10 protein-coding genes are annotated in these 18,146 nt (G+C 35.0%); 8 read left to right on the top strand and 2 right to left on the bottom strand.

The genetic code is table 11. The features are described 5' to 3' along the window. Nucleotides 1-653: 653 nt before the first annotated feature. On the bottom strand, nucleotides 654-2,228 hold the full coding sequence (locus CCY16_RS02770; RefSeq protein ID WP_088414787.1) for a lysine--tRNA ligase: 1,575 nt from the start codon (nucleotides 2,226-2,228) through the stop codon (nucleotides 654-656). Between the two features lie 63 nt (nucleotides 2,229-2,291). Between CCY16_RS02770 and CCY16_RS02765 the strand changes: the two genes are divergently transcribed. The 8 genes from CCY16_RS02765 (at nucleotide 2,292) to rsmD (ending at nucleotide 17,905) form a co-directional block, all read left to right on the top strand. Continuing rightward, on the top strand, nucleotides 2,292-2,588 hold the full coding sequence (locus CCY16_RS02765) for a type IV secretion system protein VirB3 (RefSeq protein WP_011256995.1): 297 nt from the start codon (nucleotides 2,292-2,294) through the stop codon (nucleotides 2,586-2,588). 9 nt (nucleotides 2,589-2,597) lie between these two features. Next, nucleotides 2,598-5,003, top strand: a complete 2,406-nt coding sequence (locus CCY16_RS02760) for a VirB4 family type IV secretion/conjugal transfer ATPase (protein ID WP_088414785.1) — start codon at nucleotides 2,598-2,600, stop codon at nucleotides 5,001-5,003. Then, nucleotides 4,996-7,626, top strand: a complete 2,631-nt coding sequence (locus tag CCY16_RS02755; RefSeq protein WP_088414783.1) for a type IV secretion system protein — start codon at nucleotides 4,996-4,998, stop codon at nucleotides 7,624-7,626. The genes CCY16_RS02760 and CCY16_RS02755 overlap by 8 nt, the downstream gene beginning before the upstream one ends. A 50-nt stretch (nucleotides 7,627-7,676) precedes the next feature. Further along, nucleotides 7,677-10,094, top strand: coding sequence for a TrbL/VirB6 family protein (locus tag CCY16_RS02750; RefSeq protein ID WP_143696902.1), 2,418 nt, complete (start codon nucleotides 7,677-7,679; stop codon nucleotides 10,092-10,094). Beyond that, nucleotides 10,091-13,213 (top strand): TrbL/VirB6 family protein, encoded by a 3,123-nt coding sequence (locus tag CCY16_RS02745; protein WP_088414781.1) that lies wholly within the window; start codon nucleotides 10,091-10,093, stop codon nucleotides 13,211-13,213. Before CCY16_RS02750 ends, CCY16_RS02745 begins: the two co-directional genes overlap by 4 nt. A gap of 95 nt (nucleotides 13,214-13,308) precedes the next feature. Then, on the top strand, nucleotides 13,309-16,599 hold the full coding sequence (locus CCY16_RS02740) for a TrbL/VirB6 family protein (protein ID WP_088414779.1): 3,291 nt from the start codon (nucleotides 13,309-13,311) through the stop codon (nucleotides 16,597-16,599). A gap of 8 nt (nucleotides 16,600-16,607) precedes the next feature. Further along, a complete protein-coding gene (locus CCY16_RS02735) occupies nucleotides 16,608-17,240 on the top strand; it encodes a WD_0853 family protein (RefSeq protein ID WP_088414777.1) in 633 nt (210 codons plus the stop codon). A gap of 116 nt (nucleotides 17,241-17,356) precedes the next feature. Next, nucleotides 17,357-17,905 (top strand): 16S rRNA (guanine(966)-N(2))-methyltransferase RsmD, encoded by a 549-nt coding sequence (rsmD, locus tag CCY16_RS02730; RefSeq protein WP_088414775.1) that lies wholly within the window; start codon nucleotides 17,357-17,359, stop codon nucleotides 17,903-17,905. Here rsmD and CCY16_RS05535 read toward each other — a convergent pair. Continuing rightward, on the bottom strand, nucleotides 17,902-18,066 hold the full coding sequence (locus CCY16_RS05535) for a hypothetical protein (protein ID WP_179946037.1): 165 nt from the start codon (nucleotides 18,064-18,066) through the stop codon (nucleotides 17,902-17,904). The two genes, rsmD and CCY16_RS05535, sit on opposite strands and share 4 nt — an antisense overlap. Between the last annotated feature and the right edge of the window lie 80 nt (nucleotides 18,067-18,146).

The raw sequence follows: 18,146 nt of genomic DNA, 5'->3' as shown, positions 1-18,146 counted from the left end.
TATTATAACATCAATGTTTAATGGTAAACGATGTCATTCCAGTGCGTGACACTAGAATCTTAGTAAATTTATTTACTATTTTCTATCATCCTATGGTTTTCCAGTATGAGAAGCTAGTATCACGCACTGGGATATTGGCAGCCACAAATATTAAGAAACTCACCAAGCAGGAAAAGAGCAAAAGAAACCCTAGTCATATCTCTTGTAGGAACTTAGCATTAATGTCGTATATGCTTGATAAGTAGTCAACCTTGGGATTGTAAATATCCATAACGTCACGATAAGGGTAATGTAGAAGTTTTTCAATAATTTCTTTATAAAAAAAGAAGATTAGTTGGTTTTTTAACTAATCCTTAAAAAGGACAAAAAGAACAATGCAATGTGAGTTGTTTACTGTTCTCTCAAAAACTTGGTGCTTATTACATTACTTAATAAGTGAGATTCAGCTAACGTAGATAAAAATTTATAAAGACATGGAGTGGTCTATATAAGAAAAATTAAACATAACACACCTAGTTTAATAATGTGCTTTTGTCGCTTAAATAAAGATTAAAGATAAATTTTAGGCCTAAAACATCCCCATATAAGGGGTTCTTAAGGTCTGTAAAGTGGGCTTTTATATTCAATAAAAAACTAGAATAAAATAAAGAACTCTAAAGTGTACGTCCAATAGCACTGTCTATAAGAGAAATTGTATTATTTACTCCATAAAGTTTAATAAAAGATCCCATTCTTGGTCCGGTTTTTTGGCCAAGTAGCGTTTCATATAGCAACTGAAACCAATCGCGTAAATTGTTGTAATTGTGTTTTTTCCCAATGGAAAAGATCTGAGATTGAATTTCTTCAGCAATGGCTGTAATAGGCAAGGAATACAGGATATTCTTTAGATCTAGTAACGCTTCTTTCTCTTTTTCATTTGGAGCTTTATATGTTTTTATTGGCTTAACAAAGTCATGGTAATATCTAACTGCAAAATCTGAAAGCCTGTCTAGCATCTTATTACTTTCTGGTGTAACGTTCGGTGTATAAGTGGATATAAAACCCCAAAGAATCTCTTTGTTTTTAGCGTTACAAGCTGCTGCTAGGTTTAAGAGCAATGAGAAATTTATACCTGAAGTTTCCACATTTGGAACTTTACTCTGGTGAATATGCCAGGCAGGATTATTTATATCCTTCTCTTTACCCTCATTGTAACGCTTAACAAACTCTAAATATTCATCAGTTGATTTTGGTATTACATCAAAATATAGACGTTTAGCTTTTTTAGGGCTCTGAAAAATGTATAATGCTAAGCTCTCTGTTGGTGCATAAGTTAACCACTTCTCAATTGAAATGCCATTTCCTTTTGATTTTGATATCTTCTTTCCTTCTTTATCAAGGAAAAATTCATAACAAAACAAAAGCGGTGGCTTTTCTCCAAGTATTTTACATATTTGACTTGAAAGCACAGCAGATGGAGTCAAATCTTTGCCATGAGCTTCATAATTGACTCCAAATGTGGCCCATCTCATTCCCCAATCCGGTTTCCATTGCAATTTACATCTGCCTTTTGTCACCGGGATTTCTATCTTTTCTCCGTTTTGATCCTTGTATGTGATTGTTCCTTTATCTGTATTCCTTTCAATTACTGAAACTTGTAAAACTTGAGAAGTTTCCAGACATATAGGCAAGAATGGACTATATGTCTGCTGTCTTTCTTCTCGGAATGATGGGAGCATTATATCCATCACTTTATCGTAATTTTTTAGCAGGAGCAAAAGTTTTTCATCGTAAATACCAGACTTATAACACTCTGTAGCACTTCTAAATTCGTATTCGAACTCAAATAGATCAAGAAACTTACACAACAGCGAATTCATATGATGGCCATAACTTTCATGAGTGCCAAATGGGTCGGGTATCATAGTCAACGGCTTGTTTAAATGTTCTCTTAGCATTTCCTGATTTGGTATATTATCTGGTATTTTCCGTAAACCATCCATATCATCGGAAACTGCAATAATTTTGGTTTTTATTTCAGGAGCTATTTTCTTCAGTGCATTTGCAACAACTGTAGTACGGAAAACTTCTCCAAAAGTACCAATATGCGGCAAACCCGAAGGCCCGTAGCCAGTTTCAAATATTATCTCTTTTTTATCAGGAAATTCTTGCAATACCTTTTCTACTTCCTGAAACGGCCAGCTTATCATTGAGATTAAATTAATCATCTTACCTAAAATACTGCTCATTTCAATGGATTTTTAATTAATGATGTAGTATTAGTGTTAGAGCTATTAGTGAGAAGGGTATATATGTCCACAGGCAGCATACAGACAGATCAGTTATTTAAAGGTCTTACACGACCTGCAATGCTTTTTGGTGTGAGTTACATGTTTGCAATACTAAACGTTCTAATTTGTATGCTAATTTTTATCAACTCAAACGATCTTAGAATAATTCTTTTGATGTTACCAGGGATACATGGGCTTGGTTATATAGCTTCTGCAAAAGAACCGTTGTTTATTGAATTATTTATGGTAAAATTAGGAAAATGCTCTAAATGTTTGAATCGTTTTTACTATGGAGCCAATTCTTACGACATTACTTAATGTTATGCAATGTTGAGATTTAGAGCCATTCAATCAAAGAATAAATCTATTCTAAGCAGGGAAGTTCACGCTGCTGAATTTATTCCTTATTCTTGCTATTGGAATAGTACGACCTTGATAACGAAACAAGATTGGTTAGTTAAGTTCATCAAGTTAAGCGGCTTTGCATTTGAAACAGCCGATGATGAAGATCTGGTAATACAGAACAATATCAGGAATCAGATGCTGAGAAGCATTTCATCTCCAGCATTTGGTTTATATTTTCATACTATCAGACGTAAGAAAAATATTTTTTCTGATGAATTTGCAAGTCAAAACTTTCCAAACTTTTTTGCTAATCACGTAAATTTAAAATGGAGAGAAAAACACGCAACAAGGCAGTCATTTATTAATGATCTATATATTACAATTATTCGTAGAGCAGACACAAAAGGAGTAGAATTTTTATCGCATCTACTAAAGAAATTTGGACATGTAACTTCAAAACATGCTTGGGAAAGCGATATGCGTGCTACCTATGAGGATTTAGAAGAAACAACGAACCGCGTAATGACGAACCTTAGAAATTATTCGCCCAAAATCCTTGGAGTAAAAGAAACCCCAAATGGTCTGTTCTGTGAAATAATGGAATTCCTATCTAGGATCGTAAATTGTGGCTTCATTACAAACACACTCCTTCCGCTAAAAACTGAAATATCAAGATACTTACCGGTACATAGGTTGTTTTTTGGCCGTAAGATGATACAGGTTGTAACTCATAATGAGAGTAAATACGCTGGAATAGTTAGTATCAAAGAATATGGAAATAATACTTCTGCAGGAATGCTTGACCACTTTTTACAGCTTCCTTATGAATTTATTATTACACAGTCTTTCCAGTTTACAAATAGACAAATGGCAATTGCCAAAATGCAGATACAGCAAAATCGGATGATACAATCTGCGGATAAAGCTATTTCTCAAATCGCAGAAATTTCTCGTGCACTTGATGATGCAATGAGTGGTAGAATTGTGTTCGGTGAACATCACTTAACTATCTTATGTATAGAAAAAAGCCCCAAATCATTGGATAATGCTTTATCGTTTGTAGAGTCTGAGCTTTCTAATTGTGGTGTTTACCCTATTCGTGAAAAAGTTAATCTTGAACCAGCATTTTGGGCACAAATTCCTGGTAATTTCGACTATATAGTAAGAAAAGGTACGATAAGCAGTCTTAATTTGGCTGGCTTTGTATCCCAACATAATTATCCTACCGGTAATAAATTCAATAACCACTGGGGAGATGCTGTAACAGTCTTTGACACAACATCTGGCACTCCATTTTTCTTCAACTTTCACATAAGGGACGTTGGACATACTATGATAATTGGTCCAACTGGTGCTGGTAAAACTGTTTTAATGAATTTCCTATGTGCCCAAGCAATGAAATTTTCTCCAAGAATATTCTTTTTTGACAAAGACCGCGGTGCAGAGATTTTCCTAAGAGCACTTGGTGGTATTTATACTCTAATAGAACCAAGAACTAAGACGAATTTTAATCCCCTACAACTTGACGATACTCCTGACAATAGAACATTCTTAATGGAGTGGATAAAGTCTTTAATTTCAGTATATAATGATAAATTCACTTCTGAAGATATTACGCGAGTTAATGATGCAATTGAGGGAAATTTTAAATTAAGAAAAGAAGACAGATTCTTAAGAAACCTAGTACCATTTTTAGGGCTTGCAGGTTCTAATACTCTAGCTGGAGCGATATCTATGTGGCATGGTAATGGCTCTCATGCTGCAATATTTGATAATAAAGAAGATTTGCTAGATTTTTCAAAAGCAAGAGTATTTGGCTTTGAAATGGCTAGCTTGCTCAAAGATCCCGTTGCTCTTGGGCCGGTCTTGATTTATTTATTTCACAGGATTAGTATATCTCTTGATGGCACTCCATCTATTATCGTCCTTGATGAAGCATGGGCATTAATAGATAATCCAGTTTTTGCACCTAAGATAAAGGACTGGTTGAAAGTGCTGAGAAAATTAAATGCTTTTGTGGTTTTTGCTACTCAGAGCGTTGAAGATGCAAGTAAAAGTGCTATTAGTGATACACTTGTACAGCAAACAGCAACACAGATTTTTTTGCCAAATCTAAAAGCTACTAGTGTCTATCGGAATGTTTTTATGTTGACTGAACGCGAGTATATACTAATCAAGCACACAGACCCAAGTACTAGATTTTTTTTGGTAAAACAAGGGATTAATGCTGTGGTGGCTAGAATAGACTTAAAAGGTTTAGATGATATAGTCAACGTATTATCTGGACGTGCAGAGAGTGTCATACTGTTACATGATATATTAAAAGAAGTCGGGGATGACCCAAAAGTATGGTTGCCTATATTTTATCAGAAGGTAAAAAATGTTTAAGACTAAACTGTCATTGCTATTAATTGCAGTATTTTTACTAAATATAGATTTTTTACTCTCATGTCCAGTATTTGCAGACGGGGTAAGTGGTACTGACAAGACGGAATTTGTTAGCAGATTTAGTTTTGCTGGCAGCTTTAGTCGCGCCTCTAATCCTGACTGTGGGGCTTTTAAAACAGCTGCAGCTATTGCAGGAATAGCAATTGCCGTTGGTGCAGTATGGACTGGCATTGTTTTGATCTTCTCTTCCTCTGGATTATTTACTGCTCTTGTTATCGTTGGAATGATAGCTGCAATTGTTGGGGTTTGGAAAGCGATAGGAGGACTTGTTGTTTGTGAGCATAGTTTTGTTAGACATCCAGTTGCGCGCGATCATGATGGGGGATATAAGGACTTTGCACTATTAGATGGAGGGTATGCGGATTGTACTAATAAGAATTATCAAAAAGAAGATGAGTATTTTTCTTGTTTGCAAAATGAAGCTCGGAAAAATGCAAACAAAAAAGACTACGATAGAAAAAAAGCAGAAAGAGAAGCTTTGAACCCAAATGTTCAGAACAATACAGGAAGTTATTACTGGCCAAAAAATAGTGTGCAGTATAGTGAATATATAGAAGTATGTCATCGAAACCCTTTAACATTTGGTAATCTTTTTAAAAAGGAAGATTTCGATCGCAGAGGGGAAGATAAGTATATAAACTTTGATGTCAGGGAGAAAGATACTGGATATGTAGATGGATCATGGTCTCCAAAAGTTGACGGCGACCTAGACTGTAAAGTCCTCAAAGCTGGACAGAGCAAAACCATACATGGGTCAACATTCAAAGCACTAAGAAAGATGGGCAAGTTGTGTGTAGAGTTAGCCAGTGTTAGTACGCTTGGCATCTCAATGACTCCCTGGCCGCAAGGAGTTGATATGGGATGTACAGAGTTGCCACCTGACCCACTTGCCCCTATGTGTGATGAATCTAAGATGAAATTTAAAAATAAGGGTGGCATAATTATCACAGACCCAAACCCTATTAAGGACCTTCTTAAAGGAAATGAGAGTAAAGATTACAAAACTCTAATAAGGGAAAGGGAAGAAAAAAAGGAAATTTTTGTAGGTTACGACAATAAAGGCTGTTTCAGCTCTTATGTCTCTGAAGCTTGCCACAATCAGGCCGGAAGTAAATCATTAGCTCCTATTCCTATAACCTCTATGATAGTGCAATGCATTAAGGAATCGTTAGATAATTTAGTTGCAGGTAAAGGTACACCAAATGGTGAAAGCTTTATATCTGTAGCACAGAAAAGGCTGAAGAACACCATCACTGCTGTTTTGGTTTTAGCTTTAATATTGTTCTCTATAAAAGCTATGTCTGGTGGAGTTCATAGTCCTCAAGAAATGTATATGTTGATCATTAAGTTTGCTTTAGTGATTTACTTTACAACAGGCAATACCATGTCTCATTATTATGGAGAATTAACAAAACTTTCGAACGGTTTATCAGAGATAGTATTAAAAGCATCATCTGAAAGTAAAGGTATATGTAATTATGAAGCGAAGGATTACAAAAATGATACAACAAATTACAGTTATCTCGCACCCTGGGATAGGCTTGATTGTAGAATTTTATTTTATCTAGGTGCACCTTTGGATGGAATTGCTGGCAAAATTGGTACTGGAGATGTAGGAATATTGGCTATTTTACTAGGTGCTGCTCCTGCCTTGTTAGTTGCAGGTTCAGTAATCGGTATTATTTGCGCTGGTGGACAAATTTTAGTAGCCCTTGTCGCTATATTCATGGCTATTATGATGATGATGGTTATTTTATGGATGTGCTATGTGTTTATCCTATCCCTCATTGCTTTAAGCATAATCATCATTTTATCACCCTTGTTTATCCCTATGGTTTTATTCCAACACACTAAAGGGTATTTCGATGGGTGGCTAAGAGAATTGATTACCTATAGCCTATACCCAGTTATGCTTTTTGCGTTTTTGTCCTTTATGTTCATAGCATGTGATAAAATCTATTTTAAAAATTTACATTTTGAAAAAGAAGAAAAGATAAAAATATTAGGCAACGAAAAACAGTGGTTTAAATTGAGAGGTGGTGAATGTGATAAAAATGAGAATACTCTTGCATGCATGATGCAAAATTACAAATGGGAGAAGAGCAACATACTTGGTCTATTTGATTTTACGTACATGGAGTTTGGTAATTCTCTCATCGGAGAATTATTAAAATTAGCTCTAATACTGTTCCTGTTTTATCACTTCCTAAACATCCTTCCTGATATGGCTGCAGAACTTTCTGGTAATCACAGGGCGGCACTCGGTTCTGGTGCTACACCTGGAAAAATGATGTCCAAAGCTTTCTCTGTAGCTAAAGCTATTGCTGGAACTATTGGCAAAGCTCATTCCGGGGATGCTGCTGGAGCTGCTAAAGAAGCTCAGAAGGCAAGGGATGACTCTAGAGCTCTTGCGTCTGGAAATGCTGATGATAAAAGTGGACAATCCCCTGCAACTGTTAGTTCTGAAGCTGCTGATGCTACTGGAGAAGCTATTAGAGGTACTGCCGACACTGCACAAAGTGCTGCCAGTGAAAGTGAAGCTGCTAACTCTACTGGAAGTTAAAGATGGGTAACAAATGCTTAAATATTAAAGTAACCAGAACTTGGTAAGCTATGCGTAAGTTTTTGTTGATATTAGTACTCTTTTTGTTGTCTGGTTGCGAGGATCGCTGTATCAAACCAGAGAGCTTATCGAGCTTACGCGAAAAATTAGATGTAGTTTCGACACAACAGAAGTGGGTTGACTCTGGTGTTTACATTTCAGATAGAATAAAAGTAACGGAAATTAATATAGTGCCTAGCAAGGTTAATTTTTGTCCCCAGTATGAAGATTTTGCAATTAGTCCTGAAATAGATAATGGTACAGTCCCACGTACATTACCATTTGCGCTTAGAGCAGGTGATTCGATAAGCTTCAGTGTCATTGGAAGTAAAGTGTGTAAAGACAAAAAAGATGATACAATCAGGTATATAAAAATCGATGAAAAGTGTAGAGAGCAAGAAACAGAATATTTTGCACATGTTTTAAATCAAAATAAATGTCAGGCAATATGGCAGGGTGAAAAATATCAGTATACAATATGTCCTAATAAATATATTGTAGGCAACCTACAATGGTTGAGCGGAAAAGAGTACTGGAATCCAAATTTTTCGAGGTTAGATCAAGATGAGGAGGAAATTAAAAATATCATCAACTCTATAAGGCAAGGAGGAAACATAGACTGCAGTAGTCTTTCAAATAATCAGAAAGGTGGGGTAGATACGCGCATTTTAAATTTACTCTGCGGACATATATGTAAATTTGCTTCTGGCAACGAAAACAAAGGTTGTGTGTATATTGAATACAATAGTATAGAAGGTAAGATATTCCAGTCCATTAATAGTACTAGTGGTAAATCTATTGATGTTGAAGCTATTAGTAAAATACTAAAGGAAAAGCGGATAAAAACTGATATTGCATTATTAAATGTTAATATGGATGGTGAAAAATTTGAACCCGTTCCAACAGGTGGCATATGTACTAATTGTGATTACAAAATAGATAATGATCATCCAGTACCAAAATTGACTTTTAGGTTAGGTGATAGCAGTGGCAAGGGTGGTTTCAACATAAGAGTAACAAAAAAACATAGCCTAAAAAATAACTTATATATACGCATTTCTGACAAATTTCCTGAGCATAATCCTGGTGAAAATCAGGAGGATATACCTGTGGATGTTAGTGGAGTTCATGATACTCAGTATATGGAAGACTTAAAAGAAAAATTAAAAGGCAAAAGCGGCATCATATATTACGGAATAAGAGATCACGGTTGCAATTATAAGAAAAATGAAGGTCAATTTAACATCAACTTGACAATCAAAGAGCCACCTATAAAAACCTTCAGTGCAATATATAATTTTTTTAATGAGAAAGTAAAGACTACATTTTTTGGCTCTAACTACAAAGACCCTAACGCAATTCATTCTGATACTAGCCCTGGCAAGTCTCTTTACCAGAGTTTCATATCATTGGGCAAGGCAAAAACCATTAGATCTACAATAGTATTGCTGTTAGTATTGTATATAATCTTATATACCCTTTATTACTTCTTTGGGTTATCTCATATTTCTATATATGAATTTTTAATTATATGCGTAAAGATAGGAATTATTACCCAGTTATTACGGGATGATAGTTGGAATTTTTTCTATAATAATGCATTTTCTATTTTTATTAACATTCCAAAACATTTAATAGAAATAGCAAACTTCAGGGGCACAACATCAAATGTTTTTGAGTTTCTTGATTTACCATTAAATAGATTTTTATCATCACATTCAGTGTTGTTAATAGTATCTCTTATATTTTCCGGCCCTTTGGGCATTGTATCTTTCTGTTTGGTGGTTTGGGGTTTAATAACAGTTAGCTCATCTATTTTTAATGCCCTATTTTCTTTTATTACATCCATAGCAATAGTTGTGCTATTGCTATCTTTAGCACCTTTCTTTATTATTTGCCTTCTATTTGCGTACACTAGGCAGATGTTTCGCAACTGGGTCAAACACTTGGCAAGATTTGCGATTCATCCAGTAGTGCTTTTAATTTCTATATCATTGATAACTCAAGTTATGGATTATATCATATATTCAGTGTTTGATTTTGAAGCCTGTTCTACATGTATACTTAGTATCAACCTAAAAATTTTTGAGTCTTGTATTTTCTACGGGTATACTTCCAAGTATACACCTAACATCACTGCTATGATAGCTTTTGTTATCTTGGGTCACGCTATGAAAGCCTTAGTTGAAGCTTCTTCGAAAATATCCGACTCATTATTTAGTGTTTATGTAATGAGTGAACCTGGAAAACAATGTCAACAGAGTTTAATGAGAACAGTAGGGTTAGACGAGGAAAGCGTTCAAAGAAGAGAAAGAAGCGAAGAAGGGGGTGCTCCTCAACAATCAGGTGCACCAAGCCAAAAAGCCCAAATACCGCAAAGGGCTCTAGTGCCTAGAATACCTACAGGAGGAGGCAGCGGTCCGTCATGATAAACAAAAGATTGCTATTGTTGATACTATATTTCACAATTACTGGTTGCAACATAGATTGCGTTGAACCTGGGTTGCAGAGCAGAAATACTAGTGTTAATGTGGATGTTCCAGTTCATAAAGCTGATGAAGGTACTAAAATTCATTGGGTTGATTCCGGTCAAGTAATCAGTAAAGGTGAGGAAATCAAATTTACTCTCGATGGATCAATCAATTTTTGTCCTCTTAAAGAAGACAAAAATCCAAGAAAAGTACTTGTGCCTGCTGTATTTTGTGCTGATGGTTCAATACCAAGTTACAGTGATGAATTAATTAATAATTCTGGCCTTAACGAACAAGAAGTGTGTAAAAACGTAGGATTCGGAAACAGCCAATCCTACAGCAAGAGACGTTATGTTGATACTGGAATCAAAGTAAATTTTGGTGATAGGCTAAGATTCAGACTAGTTCCTAGAGAGATAACAATTGATCATGGCAATCCAGGAGGAAAAGGCATCAGTTTTGATGATAATTGTTATAGAACTGAAAAAGGAGATGATAAAGCTACAATAAAAGACATGCTCAATGGAGGAACGTTTTATTGTGAGAACAATGGTAAAAGAACTGCAGAAAAATTTCCACAGCTCAGCAAAGAAAATATGGAAAAAAGAGAAGTGCTAGTTGGAAATGGCTACACTCCATATGATAATAAAGTGCATTTTAATAGAGGCTATATTCAAGATGAAAGCCCATGGATGCATGGTTCGTTGCTCGATTTACGTCGCACTAAAATAGGGTTAAATGAATTATGTGATGGGAAAGACTGCGACTTTAACAAGGTACAAAAGCAGAGCTCTACTAAAATAGAGTTAGATCAATTATGCAAAGGAGGAAAATGCGATTCTAATGAGATAAAGAAGTACAGTTCTTATGAGCTTAACTGTTACTATCAAAACGTGTGCTATACTGAGAGGGGTATATGGAATTATAGTTCACATGAAAACAAAGAACGGAACTGTGTTTCTTCTATAAGGTATAATAAATATGATAAAGGGAATAAGTGTGATATGTATTCTTATCTTGAAGAAATTCAAAAGAGACTGAAAAATACTGAACAAAATAAGCAAGATACTAAGCAAGTTAATGAAAATAATAAAGATAGCGGAGATAAAGATGAAGAAGAGGATAAGGATATTTCCAGAGCTGAGGCTCTTGTTGCAAAGATAAGCGATCCAGATGGTGCAAGCATTCCTGGAAGCGAACGTTATGATATGAAGGACACTGCTAAAGGTATCCAATGTCTTCCAAAAAGAAAAGGAGCACATGAGAACTTGGTATGCTCAGAGTTAAACGATAATTTTAGGCATTTTTCTTTAAGATTAAACCATGACTACGCAATAGATATGGAAGATGTAAAACCTAATAGTAGTGTAATGCTTGCTATTGCAGATTATGGTCATTACTACTATAATAGGGGTGGTTACCATGTTGAAGTAACTAGGTCATGTGAGTATATTAATGGCCAAAAACTATATATGTACTTAGGTGATGAGCCACCTAAAGATTTGCGCGGTGTAGGAACCAGTGATTTTCAAGTAGTAGGAGTAAGAAAGGGAAAAGATGAATACATTATATTAGATGTAATAAGTGGAGAACATTTTCGGGACGGAGAATCTAAAAAGATATATTTCGGTATTGATGTAAGAAGTGCAGAGAAAGATGATATTACAGACAAAAATGGCAGATATTATGAAAACAATAAGTATATTATAACCTTATTTATAAAAAGAAAGATTAACGATTTTATTTCATCAAATATAAACAAAATATTTAACTTTATAAAAAAAGAAGTAATTGGTGACAGCGTTAAAGTTTCGTATGAAGGATATACAAAAAGTCTTCTTCAAGGAGTAAGGGCTTTGCTTACTCTATACGTTATATTTACTGTTGTTGGCTATATGCTTGGAATAATACAGCTAAGTAAATTTGACTTTATTGTAAGGATGATGAAGATAGCATTTATAGCTTTTGCCCTTAGTGACAGAAGTTGGGAACTTTTTGGCATGACTTTATCCAAACTTTTTATGGATGGTAGCACTTATCTAGTTGATAGTTTCTCTGGCTACATAGGAGAGGGAAGTGAAAGATTTGCATTCTTAGATTTAACAGCAGGAGTATTATTCACAGGAGAGACTTGGTTAAAGTTTCTATCATTAATGCTCGCTGGTCCTTTTGGTTTCATAGCTTTCCTGATAATACTCCATGCTAGTTTTACATTCTTACAATGTATTATTAGTGCTACATTTAAATATGTAATATCTACTATTCTAGTAGCGTTTTTGCTGTCATTAACACCTTTATTTATTATATTTATTTTATTTCAACAGACTAAATCTCTGTTTGACAACTGGATAAAAACTCTGGCTCATGTTGTAGTGCAACCAGTGGTCTTATTTTCATCTTTATCCATTTTAAACCAATTGATGTATTCAGCCTTGTATAACCTCACGAATTTTTCTGCATGCTACCAATGCTTAATTAGCGTAAATTTCTTATCGTACGATCTTTGTATTATGAAATCAATACTACCTCTTGGATACAATCCTGGTACTAGCGTTGATGTTGCACTCAACACCGGAGAAAGAACTGGTGGACACTTTGCAGCATTGCCTATAGATCTAATCCAGGCATTTATATACCTAATTATTGCTGGCACAATGGAAGTTTTTGTTGGTGCATCAGAAGCCATAGCGCAAGCGATATTTGGTGCTGGTTATGGAATTATAAATGGTGTGAGTAATGTTGCCAGTAGTGCATCACAATCTATACTGTCAACTGTTGGCCTTGATCGTGATACTCAAGGAAATATTAAACGGATCAGAGGAGCTATACATCAAGATCCAGCAGAAATTAAAGCTCAGCTTCCAACGCCCAAGGAAAGCCAAACTGAGAAATTATCAGACGTATCAAACAAAGAAAAACCTGATGATGGGAAAGATGCAAAGAAAAAGCAGAAACAAACTGAGGAACAACTAAAAGCACCGGGCAAAAAAAAACGCAGTAATCAAGAAGATTCTGGTGGAGCAACGAGCACTTCTAGTGATGATCACCAATCTAAGGGGGATGAGAAAAAGAATTAGAAGGAGAGGATATGATTATCATGTGGTGACTAATTAAAAAGATATTTTAAATGAAGTTTTAGAAATTTATTTCTATATTTGGAAAAAGTTTAGATATGCAGTCACGCTTAAGCAAATTTTGGTTTAGGTTACTACTTCTTGCAGCTTATGTGCTGATAACAGGTTGTGATAAGCATGATATGCCTTTTCCAAGATGTATATCTGCCGACTATTTTGGTCCTGAACCTATTACAGTTGGTGCTCATTTTCCAATCGGTCATAATGCGTTTTTTCCAGATGATGGAGAAATTATTGACCCTAATACTGGCGAAATTAATTATGGTTTTCACCATAACCAAGTGGTGAAATGGAAAGATACTGGACTAGAAACCAATGGAGATGATTTAATAGTGCGAGTTAATGGTGCATGGACATCTTGGAGTAATAATAACAAAAGAGAATCTCAAGATAGTTACAGTTTGCAAAGTTTGGAGCAGCTAAAATATGCAACCAGATTTGAAGGCGAACAGGGTGATAATAGTTTACCTAACTTTCACTTGGTTTGTAATGATTATAAACCTAGTGCACCACAGAACATTTCAAGTAATCTTAACGCAAGTTGCACTGTGAGTTGTAACTGCGTTAATAAAGATGATAGCAAGAGTACAGTGTCACGTGGGGCTCCATGTTGGTTTACCAAAGGTTATGGCGCTTATCTTCTATTTAAATCAGGTGATGGCAACCCTAATGAAAGTCTGAAATCAATGCGTAATCCTTCATTTCCCACTGTACATTTAGGTTACAACTCTACGGCAGAAGACGGAAGTGGACTGTTTACTCTAGAAAGAAATAGCACTAAATTAAAGGACCAAAATTGTGATACAGTGAAATTAAAAAAGGGATGGAAAATATATGTAAAAATATTAGACAGATATTACTTAGATAATGTAGGTGGCTACTCCTTTGAATTTTTGAGTGGAGTGCAGAAGCCAAGTACCTTTGGGTTTTTTGATTACGTTTATAACTATTTAAAATGTGCATTGTTGATTAACGAAAATTGTGAAAAGCATTTTGACAGTAAAGATCCTGCAGCTGCACAAGCTATGTTTCAAAACATAGCGGAAAAAAGCACGAGCTTTCACAATTTTGTTCTTTCTTTGCTTGTTCTATTCATAGTAATCTCATCGCTTCTTTATCTTTTTGGTATGATACGAGAAACTAAGCATGATATGCTAATCAGGATGATGAAAATCACTCTAGTAATAGTGCTTATATCTCCTGGAAGCTTCAAGTTTTTCTATGATCATTTTCTTATTTTATTCGTTAAAGGCCTTGAACAATTGATAAGTATAATTACTAATTTTGCTCCCAACATGAACACCGGAAGTGATTCAAGCATTGCTCAAGGAGATGAAGCTCGTGTTAAGTTGTTTAGCTTTATGGAAGATATGTTTGGCAAGTTTTTTGCTTACTCCGTTTGGAAAAAGTTTGCGGCGTTTTTGCATTACCAGATGTGGGCAAGTATTCTTATGGTACCAGCAATTTTCATAGGGATCGTCTTATATTTTCTGTTGTGTTTGTATGCTTACATAATATTTCTTTCGGGCTTTGTAGGTATAGCTTTTCTTATAGCTATAATGCCACTGTTTCTAATCTCTATTTTATTTTCACCGCTAAAGAGCTTATTTGAAGGTTGGATAAAATTTTGTATTAGTTTCTGTTTGCAATCAATTATAATATTTACCCTGCTGTCATTGCTAGCTGCAATCATAATGAATACCTTTTACAGACAGTTAGGTTTCACTGTATGCTACAATAAGTGGTTTGAAGTGAGGTTATGTGCTCCAAAATGGGTATTTGGCGGTTTTTGTATCATCGATAAGCAATACTTTGGTTGGACTCCTGGGCAAATTTTTGTGCCCTACTCTATTGGAGAGGCTTCCCCACTGAATGTAGACAAAAGCATAGAGGGTGTAGAAAAATTAAGCAGAGAAGGTGGTACAATAAAATTTACTGGAGGTGCTGGATATATCCCTCTCCCACCGGATTACCCTAAAAATGAAAGCGGTGCATATATAAAAGGTTTTCGTTACATAGATTATCCTTTCTTCAATCCAATTCCTGGCACTAAAGATAATCCAGCGGACCATTATATAGCAGAAAATGACATTATAGTTGATGATAGTTGCAGTGCAAAAGACCTAGTACGTTTAACAAATAGTTTACTACATGCAGTAGAAAAGGCTGATATTCTATTGTTGATTGACAGTATAGATAAAAAGGTAGGTGGTGAGGTAAAAAGGCGTTATTGTCAATCTCAACAACATGAAGAAAAATGCAAAAATTATGAGGAAATAATAGGCGACCACAGAAAGGGCATCATTCGACCAAATTTAAAAAGTGAAATAAGGTCTTTAGTGCAGAGTGTGGTAGAAAATCAAGGTTGTAGAATACTGAAAATCCATGATTCTAATGGTGAATACTGTCAGAGATGCAAAGATTACAAAGGCTATCAAGAAAATAGCGATTACCAAAGGGTACAAGACATACAGAGAGGTTATTTAATCAATGCAGGAGAGATCTTTGTATTATTCTTACTTTCATTTTTAATGTTCTCCTTACGTGAGTTCGTACAACAAATAGGCTCAAGTATAGCTGGTGGTGGATACAGCGTTTACAATATATCTAAAATGTATGAAGGAGGTGGTATATTATCCCAAGTTAATTTGCCATTTAAAGTAGGTGGACAAAACATTAGCTTAATGCATGCTATTTCTATGCCTAAGCATTTGTGGCAAGATGCAGTTAGTGGAAGGTTAGATGCTCTCAGTAAATTTGCTACTGGGCTCCCTAACCAGTTGGCTGGAGGTACAGCTAATTTATTAGGCAGAATACCAAGGGTGGGAGGTGTATTGAAACATGCTATTGATATACCACGTAAGCTTGTAGGTGCTACGGTTGAGGCAACAAAATTTACAATATCACCTGAAAATGACGTTGATAAGCTCGAAGAAAAAATTTACAGAGCATTTGGAGTTGATAAAGAAGATATCACACACAGAAGGATTGGTAGATATTTAGATTATTACAAAGGATATGTAGGATCACATCTGGGCTACACAATAGAAGATGCCATGAAGTTTGCTTGGAGACATGGTCTTGATTCTATAGGAAAGCATGGCTATAACCATAATCTACTTTATAGGATAAAAGAATACAGGAAAGCGTTCTTAGAAAAACTTCATGATGACACCATAGGGCGCAAGAGGAAACCGGAGAGGTATAAAGATAAAGATAATAACAGTCAACCTAGTACACCAGGTTTAAAACAAGACAGGAATCTATCGAATGAATTAATAAAAAGAGGTGTATCGGATAAGCTAACAAAAGGTAGAAATAATGAATAGGGATAACAATGAAAACTAGTAAGAAAAATTTTAAGGGCTTTGATTATTATAAACTGCAACAAGACAATTATGGTAACATAAAGTTAAATGACTATGATGACATTTTGAACGCGCGCAGAGCAAGAGTGGACTTATTGCTGGATAACACTAAGCAAAATGACATTAATCTTTCAAAGCTAGATAAAGCTCTTAGTGAGAAATTCGTAAATGATGGGGGATTGTTGTCTGAATTTGATCAGGAAGATCAAGAAATTGTGCAGGAAGAGCTTAAGGTGCTTGATGTTTTAAACAATCTTGATGATCTTGTAAATATTAAAAGCGAAGATCTATTAGAAGTTAGTTTACTGCTGTCAGATCTTAGCTTCATCGAGAGAAATGTTGTACTCAATAACGACCAGAATTCTAATTTAGCAGAATTTAAAAGTCTATTTATCGAAAAAAGGGCATCTGGTGAGAAATATAGCGATGAAGAATGTAAAAGCTTTCTCAATAACATAGACAAAATTAATACTATGATTAAGTTGGAGTTAGAAAGCAGAATTGAAGGATTAACCCATGATGAAAAGAATGACCATGATGACTTACAGGATGAGATTGGTCATGCAATCGATATAGTTGATAAATCAAAAAAAAGTGATTGATTGATCTTGTGTTTAACGTAAGCAATTCTGGTGGTATCTTCTTATTAATCTGCTAAAGTCGTATTGGCATTAATTATGTATTATTAAATAATTGGTTACTTTGGAGTTCATTTAGTATGCTGCGTATTATTGCAGGAAAATATCGTGGAAGAAAAATAGCCACAGGCAAGCATTTAGCTGCGCGGCCAACTATGAGCATTGTCCGAGAAGCAGTATTTAACATACTCTCTTCAAAAAAAACTATTTACAACTTGAATATACTTGATTTATTCTGTGGAAGTGGTTCTTTTTCATTTGAAGCGCTTTCTCGCGGTGCTAAACATGCATTCATAGTAGATTCAGACTATTACAATTTGCAATTACCTAAAAAAACGGCAGAAGATCTTGGTATTACAGACAGTATTACACCAATTTGTTGCAGTGCTAACGCATTGCCAAAACCTATTTCAAAATGTGACATAGTTTTTATAGATCCGCCTTATTATAGTAATCTAGTTAACTCAACTTTAGACGGATTGGCTAATTCAGGATGGTTAAGTGACGATGCATTGATAATTTTAGAGGTTAGAAAAAGCGAAGATTTTCAGTGCAGTAAAAACTTTAGTGTAATCTTGGAACGTACTTACGGCATAGCAAAAGTAATTTTTCTTTCTCTATCAACTTAAACTTGTATATATTCTTCATTGATGGACCTCAGTTCTATTCCGGTCAAACTTTTGGTAATATCACTTTTATCAAGGTAGTCTTCTAGTTCAAGTTTTCCATTGAGTCCACGGTTTGTTAAATATTTACGTATATCATTAATAAATTTATTTTCTGTATCCATTCACTAAGCGGTGTGAGAGACGATAGATAGGAAATTATGGAAAGGGTTTAGCTCCTTTTGTTTCCATGTTAAGTATAATG

Source organism: Wolbachia endosymbiont of Wuchereria bancrofti, assembly GCF_002204235.2.
Classification (GTDB): domain Bacteria; phylum Pseudomonadota; class Alphaproteobacteria; order Rickettsiales; family Anaplasmataceae; genus Wolbachia.
Note: the sequence above shows the minus strand (reverse complement) of the source record. Positions and strands in the feature narration are given on the sequence as shown.